This window comes from Terrisporobacter othiniensis (genome assembly GCF_000808015.1).
In the GTDB taxonomy this organism is placed as follows: Bacteria; Bacillota; Clostridia; order Peptostreptococcales; family Peptostreptococcaceae; genus Terrisporobacter; species Terrisporobacter muris.
Window position 1 is genome coordinate 1 of the sequence record NZ_JWHR01000121.1, and the last position, 18,449, is coordinate 18,449.

Sequence of the window (18,449 nt, forward strand, 5' to 3'; positions counted from 1 at the left end):
GTAAAGGAGGATAAATATGGCTGCTACCATAAAAAACTATAATGATAGATTAGTTATCATAAATATAAACTCTCATACAGGCGATAAAATTAAATTAAATCTGCCTGTTGACTTTGTTAAAAAACTAATAAAAAATAATGCTTTGGATTTTTTCTTATTTGAAGAAGAAATCGTTGATACACAAAAAATGATAAAATCCCTTTTAGACTCATTTAATTATAATCTAACGGGCGAAATTGCTAATTTAGAAAGATATAATGGTGATTTAATAAAAATTAAAATTCAATAAAAATTTCACTTCATTTGAACAATATATCAGCAAATCATCTTAAGCTATTGTGTGGGAGGTCCACTTCATATTACCAAAGATATATCTTTTAGCAATCATATATATTCGTTACTCTATAAAAAAAGTTGTCTCATAAGAGACAACTTTTTTATTAGTTTGCTTTAACTTGATTAGCTATATTACATGAGTGATCTGATACTCTTTCTAAATTTGTTAGTAAATCTAAGAACAGTACTCCAGAATCAATTGTGCATTTTCCTTTATTTAATCTTTCCATGTGAGTTTTCTTATAAAGTTTATCAAGGGCATCTACTTCATCTTCTACTTTGTAAATTTTAGATACCATTTCTTTATTATCTTCTTCTAAACATTTTAATGCTGTTTTGAAGTTTTCTTGCGATTTAGTGTATATATTAGTCATTTCTTCAATAGCACTTTGAGAGAATTGTAAATCTTTTTCTATTGCTATTTTAGATAATTCAGATATATTTTCAGCATGGTCAGATACTCTTTCTATATCATTAACTGTGTTAAATAATAAGTCAACTTTATTTCTTTCTTCATCATTAAGTGGTGACTTAGAAAGTTTTAACAAATAATTTAATATGTCTTTTTGTAATATGTTTACTATTTCTTCATATTTTTCTGTTTTCTTAACAGATTCCATTGATTTATTTAATAAAGAGTCCATAGACGCTTCTAATGCATGGTTTGCTTTATCACCCATTCTTATAACTTCTTTCATTGTATTTCCAAGAGCTATAGATGGAGTTTGAAGTATTCTTTCATCTAAATATTTAGTTCTAACTGTTGCTTCACTTTCTTCTTCAGTTATTGGCATCATTTTTAATACTAATTTAACTATATATTTTGCAAATGGTAATAAAATTAATACGTTTACTACGTTGAATATAGTATGTGCATTTGCTATTTGTCTAGCTGCATCAGTTGGATCTAACCATGTTACAAACTTAGTTATTGGATAATTTAAAACTAAAACAAATATTAAAGTACCTATAACGTTAAAAGTTAAATGCATTGTAGCTGCACGTTTAGCATTTCTAGATGCACCTATACTTGATATTAATGAAGTTACACAAGTTCCTATGTTATCTCCGTATAATATTGGAAGTGCTGCACTAAGTGGTATTAACCCTTGTGAAGCAAGTGCTATAAGCATACCCATTGAAGCTGACGAACTTTGTATTATACCTGTTATAGCAAAACCTGCAAGAATTCCAAGTAATGGATGCTTACCAAAGTAAATTAATGATTGTCTAAATCCTTCATATTCAGCTAAAGGTTTAACTGCATCTTTCATAAATTCCATACCTGTAAATAAGATACCAAATCCTAAAAGTATTGTTGCAAATTCTTTTGTTCTTTGCTTTTTGCTAAATAAATATAATATTATACCAATACCTAGAGCAACTGGTGCTATTGCTTCTAATTTAAATGATACTATTTGAGCTGTAACAGTTGTTCCTATGTTAGCTCCCATTATAACACCTATTGCTTGAGTTAAATTCATTATTCCTGCATTTACAAAACCAACAACCATTACTGTTGCTGCAGATGAACTTTGTATAATTGCTGTTACTACTGTCCCTACTATAACACCCATAACTGTGTTACTAGTTAACTTTTCTACTATTCTTTTTAGTTTGTCTCCTGCTGCTTTTTGCAGGCCTTCTGCCATTAAATTCATTCCATATAGGAATAATCCCAGACCGCCTAACAGGCTTATTGCTATTTCCAAAACTCTTTCCTCCTTAAGTTATATCTAATGATTATCATCCCATTTTTTATATGTATATTTCATTTTGTAATACATATTTAACAATTATGTTTTTCATTTAACATATATTTAATATTTAAGCTACCATGCTATAATATTACATTTTTATAACCCTTTGGTTAAAGAAAGGTTAAATGATTGTTAAGAGAATGTTAAATATTTTTTTAATATTTTAAGCATTATTATATTATTTTACTCTTAATTATAACTTCCTATTCTTTTTTAATTTCAATCTCAAATTATTAAGAATGTAAAATATTGGGTATATATTTTTTAGGAGGTGATTTTGTGGAAGAAATAATGGAACTTATAAATAGAAAGTTTTTAAAAGATCATGAGTTATTATATTTAGAAGATAATGATTTAGTTAAATCTTGCAAGTATTTAAGACCACACAATGCCCATTATAAAGAATATCTAGTTGTAGTTGATAATAACGGTAAAGATGAAGAACATATTGTCTGTTGTAAATTTATATAATCTTCTAAAAATTCTTTCATTTAGTCATAGTCAAATTATAAGTTGAATAATTATATATAAATCAATTGATAAACTTTAGGAGGTATATTAATGAAGGAAGTATGTGCAGATTTGACTGTTTACTTTCAAGAGCCATATTGGGTAGGAGAATACAAACGAATTTCAGAAGAAAAAATTGAAACAAGTAAAGTGTTTTTTGACTATGAACCATTAATACATCAAGTTTATAATTATTATTTGAAAAATTGGAGCAAACTTAAGTTTACCATATCTTATGAATAAATATATGTATATAAAAATAGCTAGGTTTATTTTGCTTCAAATACTCTAGCTATTTTTATATTTAATTTTTTCATTAATAATATATGAATTACTTAATAAGTATCAAATTAATGTATGATTCCTTGGTTTTTCTTTTAATATTTCTTTTATTACTTCTTTAAACATTATTGGTTTGTGTAAAAATTCCCTTAAATCTATTTCTTCATCTGCATGAAGACAAAGTCTTATAAATCCATCATGAGTAATCATCATTTTATTACAGTTTTTACAAAAACAGTCACTAATTGGTGCTATTGTTCCTACTCTTCCTTTTAATTTTTCCATTTTATAATATTTCGCGTTAGACTCTACCTCAAATCCTAAAATATTAATATCTTCTAGATTTTCTATTAATTCTTTTGCATTTACATAACTTAAATCATAAAGTCTTTTATTTCCATTCCACGGTGTAAGTTCTACAAATCTTACATCCACATTATGATATTTTGTCAGCCTAATAAAGTCATACACCTCATCTGTGTTGAATTCATCTATAAGAACACAGTTTATTTTTACTGGTAGTTTTAGTCTTATGCATGTATTTAGAGCATTTAGTGCTTCTGTTAAACTACCACCTCTAGTTACTGCATTATATTTATACTCTTTTAGAGAGTCTATACTTAAATTTACTCTATCAAGACCGCTATTTTTCAATTCCAATGCTTTTTCACTGAAGTTCTGACCATTGGTTGTAATAGATACATCTTCTATATTACACTCATGTTTAGCAAAATAAATTAAGTCTTTTAAGTAAGGATATAAAATCGGCTCTCCTCCTACAAATTTTATTTTATTTACACCAAGCTCCTTAAAACTCTTTATTATAAACTTATAATCATCGAAACTTAGTATATTATTAACAGATTCTTCTTCAGCTATCTCGTCTTCCTCCTTACAATAAACACACCTTAAGTTACATTTATCTGTAAGAGAAATTCTAAGATAGTCTATTTCTCTTAAATAGCTGTCTTTCATTTAGTTACCCTCTTTGCTTATAAATTTCCTATAATTTTCTATTTAATTATATAATATTACTTAAAGTGAATTAATTCAAATATTTTCATAAAAAATAGCATAAAAACCTAAAATTTTTATGCTATAAACCTTAATATTTATCGTATTTATCTAAATTTTCTTCTTTTTTCTCTCTTTGTCTTTCAATAACTTTTACAATAAGTAAAATTATTGAGCCAATTATTATAGCTCCATAAAATAGCGTAAAGATACCAAAGATAATCATATTCATCAATATGCTCCCCTTATATACTACTCCTCTATTAAAACTGCTGTTCCATAAGCAATAACTTCACTTGCTCCAGCCATAACAGCAGAAGTACTTATTTGCATACCTATAATAGCATTTGCACCCATAGATTCAGCTTTGTCAACCATTCTTCCTACGGCAATTTTTCTAGCCTCTTCCATCATTTCTTGATAAGCTTTTATTTCTCCACCAACTAAAGTTTTAAAACTAGCGCCTATATCTTTTCCTATGTTTTTTGTTCTAACAGTACTTGCTGATACAAAACCATAGACTTCTTTTATTTCTTTTCCTGGTACATTGTTTATAGTAGTTATTATCATTATGTATCCTCCTAAAAATTCCATTTATTTTTATTATAACAAATTTTGATAATTTATTATATTTCAATATTGTTATATATTTTTATATAGTTGTATTAACCTATTCCTCCAAGTAATATGCCTGCAATAAATACTATTAAAGTTAAAAATACATATATATATTTGGCCATTGGTTCAAACCAAACTCCAAGTAGCTTTTTAGCACCAGTTTCAATTTCTGATTTTGCTTTGTTAATACCAATTACCCAAAAGAACATTATAGCTGCTATGAATGCTCCCAGTGGTATTATATAAATTGATACAAAGTCCATCCATTTTCCTAGTATATCTCCATTTTCCACAAATAAGCCTACTAAAAATGCCAACGAACAAACAAGTATTACAGACACTCTTCTCTTTAATTTCAAGTTACTTTGAACTGCTTCTATTGGTACTTCTAATAAGTTCATCAGAGATGTTATAGATGCAAATAAAACAGATATGAAAAATACTACGGCAAATATCCTTCCAAGAGGCATCAATTTAAATACAGATGGTAACGTTATAAATAGTAATGGTGGTCCTGCAGTAGGGTCCAAATTAAAAGCAAATACTGCTGGAATAATTACAAGACCTGCAGTTAAGGCTGCTAAAGTATCAAACACTACTGTGTTTTTTGCTGCATTTGGTATGTCTATATTCCTCTTTAAATAACTTCCATAAACGATCATACCAGAACCAGCTATGGATAATGAGAAAAATGCTTGACCCAGTGCATAAATCCAAGTCTTCGGTTGAGATAAATACTCCCATTTAGGAACAAATAAATAATTTAATCCATCCTTTGCTCCATCTAACATTAAAACTCTTACTAAAAGTATTAAAAATAATATATAAAATGCTGGCATCATAATTTTATTTACCTTTTCAATTCCATTTGAAACACCAAGTAATAAAATTGATGCTGTAATTAATAAAGCTAAGAAATGCCATATTATACTTCCAAAAGGTCCTGCGATAGACCCAAAGTAAGCTGCTGAATCAACAGCGTTTAAAGCTTCTCCAGAGATACTTCCCAGTAAGAATTTTATAAACCATCCTACCACAACTGCATATCCAACAGCTATTCCAAAAGCTCCAAGTACTGGTATAACGCCAAATATTCCTCCACCTTTTTTACCCTTAGTTTCTAAAGCTTTTTTAAAAGAACCTATTGGCCCCGTTTGAGTCATTCTCCCAAAGGCAAATTCCCCCATAAGTCCTGTACATCCTAACAATACTACAAATAAAATATAAGGTATTAAAAAAGCAGCTCCTCCAAATTGACCTACTCTATATGGAAACATCCATATATTGCCCATTCCCACTGCTGACCCTATACACGCTAAAATAAATCCTGCTTTTGAAGTAAAAAGATCTCTACTTTCTTTTTCAGTCTTCATATTGTTATTAGACATGACTATCCCCCCTTTTTATATTTTCTGATATAATTATATGAAATAATATAATTTAAATAATTCTATCATAAAAATAATTTGTTAACCATAATTTACCTTTTATTATTCATGCTCAGTTGAAGATTTCTTGTTAAAGTACTACCCTTATACTTGGAGGTGGTTAACATGAAAAAAGGCTATTTATATATAGCAATAACAACAATTTTATTTAGTTCTATGGAGATAATGTTAAAATTTATTTCTAATACTTTTAATCCTATACAACTAACTTTTGAAAGATTTTTTATTGGCGGTTTAATTTTATTACCATTCGCAATTAAATCACTTAAATCTAAAGAAGTATCAATTAATAAAGAAGATATAAAACAATTTTTATTTTTAGGTTTTATGTGCGTAGTTGTGAGTATGATTTTTTATCAACTTGCTGTAACTCATACAAAAGCTTCTGTTGTTGCAGTTATTTTCAGTTGTAATCCTGTTTTTGTAATGTTATTTGCTTATGTATTTTTAAAGGAAAAAATTCACTCCCACAATATTGTATCTCTCATTTTAGAAATTGTTGGAATTATAATTATTATTAATCCATTATCAATTAAACTATCACCTATTGGAGTGGCATTGACACTTCTTGCTGCTATTACTTTTGCTTTGTATGGAGTTTTAGGAAAGAAAAGTACAATAAAGTTTGGTGGAGAAGTTGTAACTTGCTTTAGTTTTATTTTTGGAAGCCTAGAAATGCTTATATTAATATTAATAGGACATATTCCTTCTATTTCATCACTTTTAAATTCATTTAATATAAGTGACTTTGCTAATGTCCCATTATTCACTGGGTATAACATGAATAATATTTGGGCAGTTATTTATGTCTATGTTTTTGTAACAGGCCTTGGATATGCTTCTTATTTTAAGGCTATGGAAGAAACTTCAGCTAATACTACATCTTTAGTATTTTTCTTTAAACCTGTTCTTTCACCTATTTTAGCTTTCATTTTTATAAATGAATTTATTCCTATTAATATGATTGCGGGAATTTTATTTATAGTTGTTGGTTCTATTTTTACAATTATTTGTAATATGTCTTTGGAGAAAAAATCAATAAATCGCCAGGAAGAAATAACTTCTAATTAAAAGATATGCTTTGCTCAAAAGTTATTTTTTACAATTCTACACAAGTTTAAGAAAATTATAATGTTTTGGAATGTGAAAAAGTATAAGCTTAATGCTTATACTTTTTTATTATGAGTTAACAACTTCACCTTTTAGTCCTATTTCCTCTGCCACACTTTTCATTCCTTCTATTGTTTGTTCTATAACTTCTTCTAAAGGTTTATCTAGCATTTCACATCCATTTTTTATGACATCTCTATTTACTCCTGCAGCAAAGCCGCTAGATTTAAATTTTTTCTTAACTGATTTTACACCTAAGTCTAATACGCTCTTAGATGGTCTCATAATTGCTGTTGCATTAACAAGGCCTGTTAGTTCATCAATAGTATATAAAACCTTCTCTAGGTTACTCTCTGGCTTCACATCACAAACTAATCCATATCCATGACTAACAACTGAGCGTATTAATTCTTCATCTAAATCTTTTTCTCTCATTATTTCTATTACTTTTTTACAATGCTCATCTGGATATTTTTCATAATCTAAATCATGTAATAGTCCTACAATTCCCCATTTTTCTGGATCTTCATTGTAAAGACTTGCAAAATGCCTCATAACACCTTCTACTGCTAATGCATGATTTATTAAATGTTCATCTTCATTATACTCTCTTAATATATTCCACGCTTCTTCTCTTGTTGGATACATAGATTACCCCTCCTATGATTAATCTTATCTTATATTATTGTATCACCAATTATTGTAAATTAACTTAAGATATTATAAATTATTCCAAATTTCAGAAGATTTTAAACAGTATTTTAACAAAGAAAAAACAACCACTTATTAAGTGATTGTTATTTTTCCTTTTTTATATAATGAATCTATATGTTTTGTATATTTTTCATTTAATATTTTAGCTTTTATATCATCCTTACTATCCTCTAAAGATTTTGTAACTGTGGTCTTATCAGTTACTTTTACAATATGATATCCATAAGGTGTTTCAATAAGGTTTGATACTTGATTTGTATCTAGTTTAAATACTTCTTTAGTAAATTCTATGTTTTTCTCATTCTTCGCGAAGTATCCCAGATCTCCACCATCTTTACCTGAATTTTTATCATCAGAGTATTTTTTTGCTAAACTTGCAAAGTCTTCATTATTATTAACTTTATCTAAAATACTTTGCGCTTTTTCTTTTAATTTTTCTTTTTGCTCTTTACTAACTTCTTTATTATCTTCATCTAAGGTAGAGATTAAAATTTGACTTGCTTTTACTTCTTTAACATTAAATTGATCTTTATTGTTATTATAATAAGCTTCCATTTCTTTGTCTGTAACTTTAATATCTTTTATAAAGTTTTCTTTATATTTGGCTACAGTTAAATCTTTTTTAACTTGTTCTTTCAAAAAATCCTCTGTAATACCAGCTGATTCTAGTTTTTCTTTATAAGAAGTATTATTTTCTAAAGTTTCTTTTAATTGCTCAACCTTTTCATTTACATCACTATCTTTTACTTTAATATTTTCTTTTTGTGCCTCTTGATAGGCTACTTCATTATCTATAATAAATGATAATATATCATTATTGACTTTATCACTATTTTTTTCATTTTTTTCCACATAACCTGTTGCATACAAAAACTCTTCTGTCTTTTTATATTCTTCTTTGCTTACATCCACATCGTTAATCTTTGCTACAGTTTTATTAGAGCATGCTACCATATTTGTAGAGATTAAAATTGTTAATCCCATAAGAACTATTTTTTTCAATTTCTTACCCCCATTTATTTCTTCTCACTAAATAATTTTCCATTCCAATAATTTCTTTGTTCATCATTTTGTTTTATTGGTAATATTTCAAAACCTTCTTTTTTAAAGTGTTTAATCATTTGATCTAATACTGCCACAGTTTGCTTTCTTTCGTGCATTAATAAAACTGCATCATCAGTGTCATCTGTATGCTTTATAACAGATTGCATTATTTGAGCAGAAGTTGATCTCCAGTCTTCTGTATCAAGTGTCCAGTCCCATAGCTTATATCCTGCATCCATAAGCGCATTATATGAGCTTCTAGGTGTATATGGTTTACTACCAAAAGGAAGTCTAATTACCTTAGTTGTTTCCCCAGTTATTTTCTTAAATGTTTCTTGGTTTGTATCAAATTCTTTTTTTGCTGCTGTTGGTGATGAATATAATTTATGAATATCATGACTTACACTGTGAAATCCTGCTGTATTTCCACTTTTAACTATATTTTTGACTTGCTGCGGATAAGCTTCCATATTTGAATTTATCATAAAAAACGTGGCTTTTACGTTGTTTTCATTTAGTATCTTAATAATTTCATCTGTATATGCTGATGGACCATCATCAATTGTAAGATATATTACTTTTCCATAACTCTTAGATGGACCCTTTTCGATCTCACTTGAACCATTAAAAGCAATATTTGTTATTGTTTGGCCTTCAAGTGCGGTATTTCTGCTCTTTGCACATGCCAATACTTCTTTGCTATTTAACTTCACAATAGAGACTACTCCTACACATAAGACAATAGCAGCAACACCTGCTATAACTTTTGTTTTATTTTTATTGTGCTTGATATAATTCAAAACTTGTTCTTTTGTTTTCAAAATTTTTTCTTTTGACTTTTCCTTAAACGTTAAATCCTTCTCTTTCATTTTTTAACTCCCCCAAAATTCTTCCATTTTTACAATACAAATTACTACATTTTTTCATAAATTCTAATCCAAATAATACCACAGCATCAATATTATTGTCTTTCAATGAGGCCGTATAAGTCAATAGAAAAATTGAATCAAAATTGTTACATATATTTTGTAATGCCATTTTTTGTATATAATTTTAACGTATATTTTTTCTTATAAAGTGCATCCTATTAGTGAAATTAATAAAAAAGGAGATTTGAAAATGAGTAAAAAATCAAGCGAAAAAAGTAAAATGGTAGACAAAAAGAACAACAAAATGGTTGACAAAAAAGCGAATAAAATGACTGATAAAGTTGAAAGTAAAGCTAACATGAATGATGAATGTAACTCTAACATGGATGATGAATGTAACTGCTAGAAAATAATTTAAAACAAAATATAAGTAACAAAAGTAAGCACACATATACTTTACATAATTGTGTGCTTACTTTTTTTGTATTTTAATGCTGTCTACCCTTCAACTCATCTTTTATATCCTCTATAGTTATATTTGAGTTCACCATAAGAACCAGTACATGATAAATCAAGTCACTTATTTCATATATTATTTCATTCTTATTTTCATTTTTTGCTCCAATAATAACTTCTGCGCTTTCTTCACCAACTTTTTTAAGGATTTTGTCTAAACCTTTATCAAATAGATAATTTGTATAAGAACCTTCCTTTGGATTGTTTTTTCTATCTTTTATTAGTTCATATAGTCTATCTATTAATTCACCTTTTAATACTTCTTCATCACAAAGGACCTCATTAAAAAAGCAAGAATACTCTCCTGTATGACAAGCTACTCCTTTTTGTTTAACCAGTAAAAGAATTGTATCTTTATCACAGTCAAAATAAAATTCCACCACTTCTTGGGTATTTCCTGAGGTTTCTCCTTTAGTCCAAAGTTTTTCTCTACTTCTGCTAAAATAGCAGGCCCTTTTCTCAATTAAAGTTTTTTTCATAGACTCTTTATTCATATATGCAAGCATTAGTACTTCTTTAGTATCCACATCTTGAACAACTGCTGGAATTAATCCTTTTTCATCAAATTTTAGAGTATCTATAAAATCTAAATCTATTTCTTTTTTCATATTTTCCCCAATTAAATTTTCTCTCATTACTTCATCTCCCAATTTAAAGTCTCACTTCTATTCCTTCTTTTTTCATATATTCTTTTAAGTCTTTAATTTTTATTTCTCCAAAATGGAAAACTGAGGCTGCTAGTATTCCATCACAGTTGGCTTCTTTTGCTGCTTTGCAAAAATCCTCCATTGTCCCTGCTCCTCCCGAAGCTATGACAGGAACACTTACTGCTTGTGTAATTTTTGATAAAAGCTCTATATCATAACCATTTTTCATTCCATCTTCATCTATACTATTTACTACTATTTCTCCTGCTCCAAGTTTTACTCCTTTTTTTGCCCATTCTATGGCGTCCAAATCTGTTTTTTCTCTTCCACCTTTTACATACACATCCCAAGAACCTTTATCATTTTTTTTCACATCCATGGACAAAACAACACATTGGTCACCAAACTTTTGGGCAGCTTCTTTTATAAGATTTGGATTTTTTACAGCAGATGAGTTAATGGAAACCTTGTCTGCTCCTTGTCTTAATATATTTGTGAAATCATCTAAGCATGAAACTCCACCACCTACACTAAATGGTATGGACAAATTTTCTGCCACCTTTGATACAAATTCTAAAGAAGTCTTTCTTTCTTCGTTTGAAGCTGTTATATCATAAAATACCAGTTCATCGGCTCCACTATCACAATAAAATTTTCCTAAAACTTCTGGAGAGTCCACGTCCTCTATATCTTTAAATTTTTTCCCCTTAACTACTCTTCCATTTCTCACATCAAGACAAGGTATAATTCTTTTTGTTAACATAAACTTAATACCTCCTTTAGTTCTATTTTATTTTCGTATAGAGCCTTCCCTATTATTGCTCCATATAAGTTCATAGAATTTAATTTTTTTACATCATCTATGGTAGTTACCCCACCAGATGCTATAATATCTAAGTTTGTTTCTTTTGATAATTTTTCGTAAATATCAAAATTTGGACCAATCATCATACCGTCTTTTGATATATCCGTATAAACTATAGTTTTTACTCCTATTTCTTCTAATTCTTTGCAAAGTTGAAGAGAGTCAACAATGCTCACTTCTTCCCAGCCTTCAGTGGCAACTTTTCCATTTTTAGAATCAATAGATACCACGATTTTTTCTTTATATTTTTTAACTAATTCTTTTAACAATTCTTTATTTTTTACTGCCATACTTCCAAAAATCACTCTATTTACTCCCAAATCTAAAAGTTCTTTTACTCTTTTTTCTTCTCTAATTCCTCCACCTATTTGGATGGGAATATTTACAGTTTGAAGTATTTTTTTAATGCTTTCATCATTCACATTACCTTCTCCCCTTGCTCCATTTAAAGAAACAATATGAATAAACTGAGAACCTTTATCTTCCCATTTTTTAGCCATCTCACTTGGGTCATCACCGTAAATATTTACTTTGTCAAAATCCCCTTGTAAAAGTCTTACACATTTATTATCTTTTATATCTATAGCTGGAAAGATTATCATTTTTCAATCAACTCCTTATAAGCTTTCAAGATATTTTCTCCCACTTGACCACTTTTTTCTGGATGAAATTGAAGTCCATAAACATTCTCTTTTCTAACTATACCTGGAATTTTCTTCTCATACTCTGCAAAAGCTACAAGCTCTTTATTTGAAGAACTTGCATAATAAGAGTGAACAAAGTAAACATAAGAGTCCTCTTTTATGAATTTTAGTATTTCATCATTATTTTTTTCAAACTTTAAATTATTCCATCCCATATGAGGAACTTTTAAGTCTATATCTAAAAAATCCACATTTCCTTCAATTAAACCCAAACCATCATATTCACCATATTCAAAACTTTTTTCATAAAGCAGTTGCATTCCTAAACATATACCTATCATATATTTTCCACTTTTTACAAAGTCTTTAATTGGCTGAACTAATTCTAAATCATTTAAAGCATTTATGGCATCTCTAAAAGCCCCAACACCTGGAAGAATAAGAGAATCTGCATTTTTTATTTCTTTCAAATCCCTAGATATTTTTGTTTCTATTCCTGCCCTAGCAAAACCCCTGCTAACTGAGCCTAAATTGCCAAGTCCATAGTCAACTATAATATTCATTATAAAACCCCCTTAGAAGAAGAAACATCTTTTGATATAACTTCTGAACCTTCTTTTAACGCTCTTGCAAATGACTTAAACACAGCTTCAATTTTGTGGTGGTCATTTTCTCCATAAAGTAAATTTATGTGAAGAGTAATTCTACTTTCATTTACAAAGGCTCTAAAAAATTCTTTAAACATCCCCGTAGACATACTTCCTATTTTTTCAGTTTCAAAATCCACATTAAAAACTAAATAAGGTCTATTACTTATATCCAAACTTGTATAAGCTAAGGCTTCATCCATAGGTATATAAACAGTTGAATATCTTCTAATTCCCACTCTATCTCCTATGGCATCTTTAAATGCCTGACCCATGCTAATTCCCAAATCTTCAATAGTATGATGATCATCTACATAAAGGTCTCCATCACACTTTACATTTAAATCAAATTTTCCATGAAAAGCCATAAGAGTTAACATATGATCTAAAAAGCCTATACCCGTATATATATCAGCTTTTCCAATACCATCAAGGTTGATTTTTACCTTAATTTTTGTTTCTAAAGTATTTCTTTCCACAAGACCCTTTCTCATATTGCCTCCTAAACAAGCTTTTTCATAGCTTCAACAAATGCATTATTTTCCTTATTTGTACCAATTGTAACTCTGTAGTGATTATCTAATTTCCCTCCAAATTTTCTAATTAGCACATCTTCTTTTACTAATTTATCTTCTAAATCTTTGTCATCGCAGTAGAAAAAAACAAAGTTTGCTCCTGATGGGAATGCTTTTATACCCATATCTAAAAGAGATTTGTATACTTTTTCCCTTTCTTTCTTAACCTGATTTACATAAACTAGCATTTTATCTTTTTGCTGTAATGCTTTAGTTGCTAAGAAAGCTGATATGGAATTTAAGTTATAAGGTGGTCTTACTTTTTCTACTGTTTTTACCAGTTCTTCATTTGCAAGTAAATAACCTGTTCTAATTCCCGCCATGGAAAATGCCTTAGATAAAGTTTTTACTACTATAAGATTTTTGTAGTTTTCTATTTCACCTACTATACTTTCTTCACAAAATTCCATATAAGCTTCATCTACTATAACTATTTCATCTGTCGATTTAACTATTTCCAAAACTTTCTCTCTTTTGATAACTGTTCCTGTTGGATTATTAGGATTACAAACTATTGTAAGTTTTGGATTATTTTCTTTTATTGATTTTATAACATCATCCACATCTACAATAAAATCATTACCTTCTCCAGCACCTATATATCTACTGTTAACTATTTTTGCATATATGGAATACATAGAAAATGTTGGGTCTAAACTTAATATTAATTCATTAGTATCTACAAATGTTTTTACACATAAGTCTAATAACTCACTTGAACCATTTCCCACAGAAATATTTTTGGTTTTGCAACCAATATAATCAGCTATAGCTTTTTTAAGATCTGTATAATTATCATCTGGATATACATTTAAATAAAAGTTATCTCCCAATTCTTTTACTAAATCTTTAAATAAATTCTTGTCCCCCTCATTAGCGTCTAATTTTACTGAGCATACTGTTGGATTAACCACATAAGGTTGTAATTCTTTTACACTTTGTTTTTCTTTCATATTCTTCCACCCCTTTAATAATTTTCAATATTTAATGTTGATTCAAATTTTGCTATGATATTTTCTATTTTTACTTTTTTAAATTTATAACTTACTCTATTGGCTATAATCCTAGAACTTATATTACACATATCTTCCACAATTTCTAGACCATTTGCTTTTAATGTGTTTCCTGTTTCTACTAAATCCACAATAACATCTGACAGTCCTACTATGGGAGCCAGCTCCACAGAACCATTAAGTTTTATTATTTCTATTTTTTGTCCCCTAGATTTAAAATAGCTTTTTGCTATTGTTGGATATTTTGTCGCAACTTTTAAAGTTTCTTCTTTTGAATAATTATTTTTTCCTTTTACTCCTGCCACAGAAAACTTACATTTACCAAACCCCAAATCTAGTAATTCGTATACTTCATTATCGTTTTCATTTTCCAAAATAGTATCCTTTCCCACTATACCTAAATCCGCCACTCCCTTTTCCACGTAGGTTACCACATCTGATGGCTTTACATGAATATAAGTAATATTATTTTCTTCATCCGTAAAAATTAATTTTCTACTATCTGTTTCTATGCAGTCTTCCATATTTAGAATTTTCAGTCTTCTGTAAACGTCTTTTTCTATTCTTCCCTTAGCTATGGCTATTACAATATTATCCACCTTTATCAACCCCTATCTTTTCGATGCTTCCATGAGCCCATCCACATCTATACAAAATCCAATGGCAGGAACTCTTCTTCCAAACTCTTCTGTAAGAGAGTCATATCTTCCCCCACTTAAAATTTCTTTGTACACATTTGCATAATAGCCTTTGATCATTATGCCTTCATAATAATCAAACTTTCCAACCATGGATAAATCACAATTAGTGTATTTTTTACATTCACTCTCCTTAAGTAGTTCACTTATTTCCTCCAGTTGTTCTATACCCTTTTTCATTAAATCATTGGTATAAAGTTTTTTAGCCTTTGATATTACTTCTTCTATACATCCATTTAGTTCAAATATGTTGTATAGGGTTTCTTTTATTTCTTCTTTTAACTTAATTTTTTCCATATAATCTTTTATTTCTATTTTGTTTTTTCTAAGTATCAAGGACTTAAATTTATTTTCTTGATGCTCCTTAAGATTTAATTCACTAAGTAATCCATTAATATAGTTGCTATTTCCAATTTCTAAAATAAATTTTTCACCAAATTTTTTCAAAATATCTAAAGACATATTTACTATTTCCCTATCAGCTTCCATTGATATTTCACCTAGATACTCACATCCAAATTGTCTAATTTCCTTAATACCTTCTTTACCTTCGTTTTTATAAACTGTTGAGTGATAAAATAACTTAAGCACCAAATTATCTTCCCATCTTGGTATTAAGCTTTTTATGATACTTGTTGTAATATCTGGTCTTAATACTAAAATCTTGTCGCTTACTATTTTTACCATGGATTTTGTTGGCGTTCTTTTATTTATAGCTATAAAGTTCTCATAATCCTCAAATATACTTGGTTTTATCTGTATATAATTATTTTTTATAAATATGGATTCTATTTCCTTTGTGAATTCATATCTTTTCTTTGAGTAATTTAATTCATTTTCAATACTTAAATACTTCATATTTCCACCTTATAATCCTTTCTTCTTTCTTTTACAACTAAAAAAACCATACAGGCTAGACCTATATGGTTTGATAATTTCATATACCATCATAGATACAAGCCCTTTTGTGTACTTAAAATAGGGCTTGTATCTTATGAAAAAATTCATAATTACAATCCCTTGGACCTATGATGATAATATAATGTTGTAGTTAAATTGTTATTAAGTTTTTCATTTATAATATACATCATACTTACCCTCCAAAGAATTTATTTTTAATTTATTAACAATAATAATAATCTACTTTGTATACATTATCAATAATTATTTTAATTTTCTTAATATTTTTATTATTACTATTATTTTTCTTATTTTTGCATTTGTTTTTTGTTAAATTTTTAAATTTTAATTAATATTTTAAAGATTTCATTACTTTGTCAATTTCTTTACTTGCTTTATCTATAGAAGCTAATCTTTCTTCTTCTGTAGTTCCAGTCCCATCAACTAATATTTCCTTTGTTTTCTTTATACCTATAAACTTTGATATATATTTTATGTAACTAACTCCACGATTTAGAATCAGTTTTGTATATGGAAGTATTTTACCACCACTTGATTGAATATATACTAAACTTCTATCAAAGTCATTTAGTTTTCCTTTTGGTTTTTTATTTTCAAATTTTATCGTCTTTTTGTCTTGAATTACACAGTCAAAATATTCTTTAAGTTGTGGTGGAAAGGATGAATTCCACATTGGTGCTGAAATAACATATACTCTAGCGTTAATAAACTGCTCGCACAAATCATTTATTCTTTGTATTTCTTTTTGATCATGGTCGTCTAATTGTTTTAGAGCTTCTTTTTCAACTAAAGCACTACGACCTGCAAAATATTCATATTCCATTCTTGGTATATGATCTTTGTATAAATCCACTTCCTCCACATCAAAATCAGGATTTTTTTCAATGAACTTCTGTATAAAAAGTCTAGCTACAGTTTTACTTGATGATAGCTTTTCTGGTTTTGAATTACAGCTAATATATAATAATGTTTTTTTCATGTTTCACCTCAAATAAATAATTGATAATATTATATTATTTGTAAAAAATTTGAATTTATTCCTTTTATATAATAAAAAGAAGTACACATTTTTGTGTACCCCTTTGAAATCTATTTTTTCTTCCACTTAGCACTTCTACCTTTTGCCACAACTTCTATTTTACCGCTTTTTCTCAAGTTATTAAAAACTCGGTTAATAGTTGGCTCTGGAATATCAGGACACTGATTTCTCACATCGTCCTTTGTAAAATATCCCAAAGTGGAGTTAATAATCTTTTCTATTCTTCTAGTTTTAGTTTCTTTTTTATTTCCTGTTAAATTCATCTCTTCAGTTAAATCTTCATACGCTATTAGTATAAACTCTAAGAAATAGTCTAGCCATTTATTCATATTATAAGAATCTCTTTCAAAATCTCCTTGTTTAGTAAATAAGGTTTTGAAATATATGTAGTTTTCATCATAATATAATTTTCCCAAGCTAGTAAATCTACCTATCTCATATCCGCTTTTGTTTAAAAGTAATAAAGTTAAAATTTTTGCCATGGCTAAGTTATCTTCCTTAAATGGTGATATTAAGATAAAGTCCATTACAAAAGAAGCAATTATTATAAGATCTTGAACTTTATCTTCTTTCAAAAGCTCATAATATTTTTTACATAAGTTTTCCACTTTATTTTCTATATTTTTTTCTACATTAAATTCATTATCTAAGTCCTTATTAAATTCATCAAATTTTTCATATTCTAAATTCAAATAACCTAGTGCTTCATTTCTATACCTTCCACCTCTTACAAGTGAATATCTATGCAAATATCCATGAAGTTCTAGTATGGTTTGAGAGCATATTTGAATATCTTCATAAGCACTATTTACCGTTTTTACTACATCTCTAAACTCTACAACGCCAATATCCTCCCTAGAATGTGGTGTAATTTCATTATTGATTAACTTAATAAGGTTTTCCTTTCCCCCATTAAAGCTATCAATATAAGTATCATAAACAAATTTAGTAATAGCATCATCAGTCATATCTATTATCACACTCTTAGGTTGTTTTTTATAGATGATTTGCTCTCCTTTATATTCATTTATCTTGCATAACTTTTTTACAATGTTCATATCAACTGATATATTAGTCAATTTTGTCCCCATAGTGTATTCCATAATATTCACTCCAAACCCCATTAATATACATTATTTAAAAAATAATCGTCGTAATACTTAGATTCTACCATAATTT

General features: G+C 28.2%; 24 protein-coding genes. 5 read left to right on the top strand and 19 right to left on the bottom strand.

Going from position 1 to position 18,449, the window contains the following annotated elements; all coding sequences use genetic code 11:
• The first annotated feature begins 16 nt into the window (after positions 1-16).
• The gene (locus QX51_RS15065; RefSeq protein ID WP_039680723.1) at positions 17-289 is read left to right on the top strand and encodes a hypothetical protein; all 273 of its coding nucleotides are present in this window, start codon (positions 17-19) and stop codon (positions 287-289) included.
• A 151-nt stretch (positions 290-440) separates the two neighbouring features.
• On the opposite strand, the gene QX51_RS15070 is transcribed toward QX51_RS15065, so the two are convergent.
• Entirely contained in the window at positions 441-2,048 is a 1,608-nt protein-coding gene (locus QX51_RS15070; RefSeq protein WP_039680724.1) for a Na/Pi cotransporter family protein, read from the bottom strand.
• A gap of 327 nt (positions 2,049-2,375) precedes the next feature.
• Here QX51_RS15070 and QX51_RS15075 point away from each other — a divergent pair, with 327 nt between their 5' ends.
• Together QX51_RS15075 and QX51_RS15080 are read left to right on the top strand one after the other, a co-directional pair.
• Positions 2,376-2,567 (top strand): arginyl-tRNA synthetase, encoded by a 192-nt coding sequence (locus QX51_RS15075; RefSeq protein WP_039680725.1) that lies wholly within the window; start codon positions 2,376-2,378, stop codon positions 2,565-2,567.
• 90 nt (positions 2,568-2,657) lie between these two features.
• Entirely contained in the window at positions 2,658-2,849 is a 192-nt protein-coding gene (locus tag QX51_RS15080; RefSeq protein ID WP_039680827.1) for a DUF2992 family protein, read from the top strand.
• 102 nt (positions 2,850-2,951) lie between these two features.
• Here QX51_RS15080 and QX51_RS15085 read toward each other — a convergent pair whose 3' ends face one another.
• From QX51_RS15085 to QX51_RS15095, 4 genes are all read right to left on the bottom strand, one after another.
• Positions 2,952-3,863: a GTP 3',8-cyclase MoaA gene (locus tag QX51_RS15085; protein WP_039680726.1), complete on the bottom strand. Its 912-nt coding sequence runs from the start codon at positions 3,861-3,863 to the stop codon at positions 2,952-2,954.
• 130 nt (positions 3,864-3,993) lie between these two features.
• Entirely contained in the window at positions 3,994-4,134 is a 141-nt protein-coding gene (locus QX51_RS20940) for a hypothetical protein (protein ID WP_200886408.1), read from the bottom strand.
• A 20-nt stretch (positions 4,135-4,154) separates the two neighbouring features.
• Complete coding sequence (locus QX51_RS15090; protein WP_039680727.1) at positions 4,155-4,472, bottom strand: YbjQ family protein; 318 nt, start codon at positions 4,470-4,472, stop codon at positions 4,155-4,157.
• 95 nt (positions 4,473-4,567) lie between these two features.
• Positions 4,568-5,908: a sodium-dependent transporter gene (locus tag QX51_RS15095; RefSeq protein WP_039680728.1), complete on the bottom strand. Its 1,341-nt coding sequence runs from the start codon at positions 5,906-5,908 to the stop codon at positions 4,568-4,570.
• A gap of 165 nt (positions 5,909-6,073) precedes the next feature.
• On the opposite strand from QX51_RS15095, the gene QX51_RS15100 reads away from it, so the two are divergent.
• Positions 6,074-7,039, top strand: a complete 966-nt coding sequence (locus tag QX51_RS15100; RefSeq protein WP_039680729.1) for a DMT family transporter — start codon at positions 6,074-6,076, stop codon at positions 7,037-7,039.
• Positions 7,040-7,147: 108 nt separating this feature from the next.
• Here the strand turns inward: QX51_RS15100 and QX51_RS15105 are convergent, their stop codons facing one another.
• The 4 genes from QX51_RS15105 to QX51_RS20415 all read right to left on the bottom strand — a co-directional run bounded on the left by QX51_RS15105 (position 7,148) and on the right by QX51_RS20415 (position 9,874).
• Complete coding sequence (locus QX51_RS15105; protein ID WP_039680730.1) at positions 7,148-7,726, bottom strand: HDIG domain-containing metalloprotein; 579 nt, start codon at positions 7,724-7,726, stop codon at positions 7,148-7,150.
• 138 nt (positions 7,727-7,864) lie between these two features.
• Positions 7,865-8,794, bottom strand: coding sequence for a peptidylprolyl isomerase (locus QX51_RS15110; RefSeq protein WP_039680731.1), 930 nt, complete (start codon positions 8,792-8,794; stop codon positions 7,865-7,867).
• A gap of 14 nt (positions 8,795-8,808) precedes the next feature.
• On the bottom strand, positions 8,809-9,705 hold the full coding sequence (locus QX51_RS15115) for a polysaccharide deacetylase family protein (protein WP_079764755.1): 897 nt from the start codon (positions 9,703-9,705) through the stop codon (positions 8,809-8,811).
• On the bottom strand, positions 9,680-9,874 hold the full coding sequence (locus QX51_RS20415; RefSeq protein ID WP_139045025.1) for a hypothetical protein: 195 nt from the start codon (positions 9,872-9,874) through the stop codon (positions 9,680-9,682). The genes QX51_RS15115 and QX51_RS20415 overlap by 26 nt, the downstream gene beginning before the upstream one ends.
• A gap of 81 nt (positions 9,875-9,955) precedes the next feature.
• Here QX51_RS20415 and QX51_RS20725 point away from each other — a divergent pair, with 81 nt between their 5' ends.
• Positions 9,956-10,111: a hypothetical protein gene (locus QX51_RS20725; RefSeq protein ID WP_161791932.1), complete on the top strand. Its 156-nt coding sequence runs from the start codon at positions 9,956-9,958 to the stop codon at positions 10,109-10,111.
• A gap of 82 nt (positions 10,112-10,193) precedes the next feature.
• On the opposite strand, the gene hisIE is transcribed toward QX51_RS20725, so the two are convergent.
• The 10 genes from hisIE to QX51_RS15165 form a co-directional block, all read right to left on the bottom strand.
• Positions 10,194-10,856, bottom strand: coding sequence for a bifunctional phosphoribosyl-AMP cyclohydrolase/phosphoribosyl-ATP diphosphatase HisIE (gene hisIE / locus QX51_RS15120; protein WP_079764756.1), 663 nt, complete (start codon positions 10,854-10,856; stop codon positions 10,194-10,196).
• A gap of 16 nt (positions 10,857-10,872) precedes the next feature.
• On the bottom strand, positions 10,873-11,631 hold the full coding sequence (hisF, locus tag QX51_RS15125; RefSeq protein ID WP_039680732.1) for an imidazole glycerol phosphate synthase subunit HisF: 759 nt from the start codon (positions 11,629-11,631) through the stop codon (positions 10,873-10,875).
• Entirely contained in the window at positions 11,625-12,335 is a 711-nt protein-coding gene (gene hisA / locus QX51_RS15130; RefSeq protein WP_039680733.1) for a 1-(5-phosphoribosyl)-5-[(5-phosphoribosylamino)methylideneamino]imidazole-4-carboxamide isomerase, read from the bottom strand. Before hisA ends, hisF begins: the two co-directional genes overlap by 7 nt.
• Positions 12,332-12,940, bottom strand: coding sequence for an imidazole glycerol phosphate synthase subunit HisH (gene hisH, locus QX51_RS15135; protein ID WP_039680734.1), 609 nt, complete (start codon positions 12,938-12,940; stop codon positions 12,332-12,334). The genes hisA and hisH overlap by 4 nt, the downstream gene beginning before the upstream one ends.
• Positions 12,940-13,518 (bottom strand): imidazoleglycerol-phosphate dehydratase HisB, encoded by a 579-nt coding sequence (gene hisB, locus QX51_RS15140; RefSeq protein ID WP_039680735.1) that lies wholly within the window; start codon positions 13,516-13,518, stop codon positions 12,940-12,942. The genes hisH and hisB overlap by 1 nt, the downstream gene beginning before the upstream one ends.
• A gap of 8 nt (positions 13,519-13,526) precedes the next feature.
• Positions 13,527-14,552: a histidinol-phosphate transaminase gene (hisC, locus tag QX51_RS15145; protein ID WP_039680736.1), complete on the bottom strand. Its 1,026-nt coding sequence runs from the start codon at positions 14,550-14,552 to the stop codon at positions 13,527-13,529.
• A 14-nt stretch (positions 14,553-14,566) separates the two neighbouring features.
• Positions 14,567-15,211, bottom strand: coding sequence for an ATP phosphoribosyltransferase (hisG, locus tag QX51_RS15150; protein WP_039680737.1), 645 nt, complete (start codon positions 15,209-15,211; stop codon positions 14,567-14,569).
• Positions 15,212-15,223: 12 nt separating this feature from the next.
• A complete protein-coding gene (locus QX51_RS15155) occupies positions 15,224-16,168 on the bottom strand; it encodes an ATP phosphoribosyltransferase regulatory subunit (protein WP_039680738.1) in 945 nt (314 codons plus the stop codon).
• A 391-nt stretch (positions 16,169-16,559) separates the two neighbouring features.
• The gene (locus tag QX51_RS15160) at positions 16,560-17,210 is read right to left on the bottom strand and encodes an FMN-dependent NADH-azoreductase (protein WP_039680739.1); all 651 of its coding nucleotides are present in this window, start codon (positions 17,208-17,210) and stop codon (positions 16,560-16,562) included.
• 110 nt (positions 17,211-17,320) lie between these two features.
• Positions 17,321-18,373 (bottom strand): Fic family protein, encoded by a 1,053-nt coding sequence (locus QX51_RS15165; RefSeq protein WP_039680740.1) that lies wholly within the window; start codon positions 18,371-18,373, stop codon positions 17,321-17,323.
• Positions 18,374-18,449: the final 76 nt, after the last annotated feature.

Coding starts and splice junctions, on each gene's coding strand:
- hisF (WP_039680732.1), bottom strand. CDS start 11,631: ATGTTAACAAAAAGAATTATACCTTGTCTTGATGTGAGAAATGGAAGA.
- QX51_RS15095 (WP_039680728.1), bottom strand. CDS start 5,908: ATGTCTAATAACAATATGAAGACTGAAAAAGAAAGTAGAGATCTTTTT.
- QX51_RS15080 (WP_039680827.1), top strand. CDS start 2,658: ATGAAGGAAGTATGTGCAGATTTGACTGTTTACTTTCAAGAGCCATAT.
- QX51_RS15065 (WP_039680723.1), top strand. CDS start 17: ATGGCTGCTACCATAAAAAACTATAATGATAGATTAGTTATCATAAAT.
- QX51_RS15115 (WP_079764755.1), bottom strand. CDS start 9,705: ATGAAAGAGAAGGATTTAACGTTTAAGGAAAAGTCAAAAGAAAAAATT.
- hisC (WP_039680736.1), bottom strand. CDS start 14,552: ATGAAAGAAAAACAAAGTGTAAAAGAATTACAACCTTATGTGGTTAAT.
- QX51_RS15155 (WP_039680738.1), bottom strand. CDS start 16,168: ATGAAGTATTTAAGTATTGAAAATGAATTAAATTACTCAAAGAAAAGA.
- QX51_RS15090 (WP_039680727.1), bottom strand. CDS start 4,472: ATGATAATAACTACTATAAACAATGTACCAGGAAAAGAAATAAAAGAA.
- QX51_RS20415 (WP_139045025.1), bottom strand. CDS start 9,874: ATGGCATTACAAAATATATGTAACAATTTTGATTCAATTTTTCTATTG.
- QX51_RS15165 (WP_039680740.1), bottom strand. CDS start 18,373: ATGGAATACACTATGGGGACAAAATTGACTAATATATCAGTTGATATG.
- hisIE (WP_079764756.1), bottom strand. CDS start 10,856: ATGAGAGAAAATTTAATTGGGGAAAATATGAAAAAAGAAATAGATTTA.
- QX51_RS15105 (WP_039680730.1), bottom strand. CDS start 7,726: ATGTATCCAACAAGAGAAGAAGCGTGGAATATATTAAGAGAGTATAAT.
- hisB (WP_039680735.1), bottom strand. CDS start 13,518: ATGAGAAAGGGTCTTGTGGAAAGAAATACTTTAGAAACAAAAATTAAG.
- QX51_RS20940 (WP_200886408.1), bottom strand. CDS start 4,134: ATGAATATGATTATCTTTGGTATCTTTACGCTATTTTATGGAGCTATA.
- QX51_RS15100 (WP_039680729.1), top strand. CDS start 6,074: ATGAAAAAAGGCTATTTATATATAGCAATAACAACAATTTTATTTAGT.
- QX51_RS15160 (WP_039680739.1), bottom strand. CDS start 17,210: ATGAAAAAAACATTATTATATATTAGCTGTAATTCAAAACCAGAAAAG.
- QX51_RS15085 (WP_039680726.1), bottom strand. CDS start 3,863: ATGAAAGACAGCTATTTAAGAGAAATAGACTATCTTAGAATTTCTCTT.
- QX51_RS20725 (WP_161791932.1), top strand. CDS start 9,956: ATGAGTAAAAAATCAAGCGAAAAAAGTAAAATGGTAGACAAAAAGAAC.
- hisA (WP_039680733.1), bottom strand. CDS start 12,335: ATGATAATCTTTCCAGCTATAGATATAAAAGATAATAAATGTGTAAGA.
- hisH (WP_039680734.1), bottom strand. CDS start 12,940: ATGAATATTATAGTTGACTATGGACTTGGCAATTTAGGCTCAGTTAGC.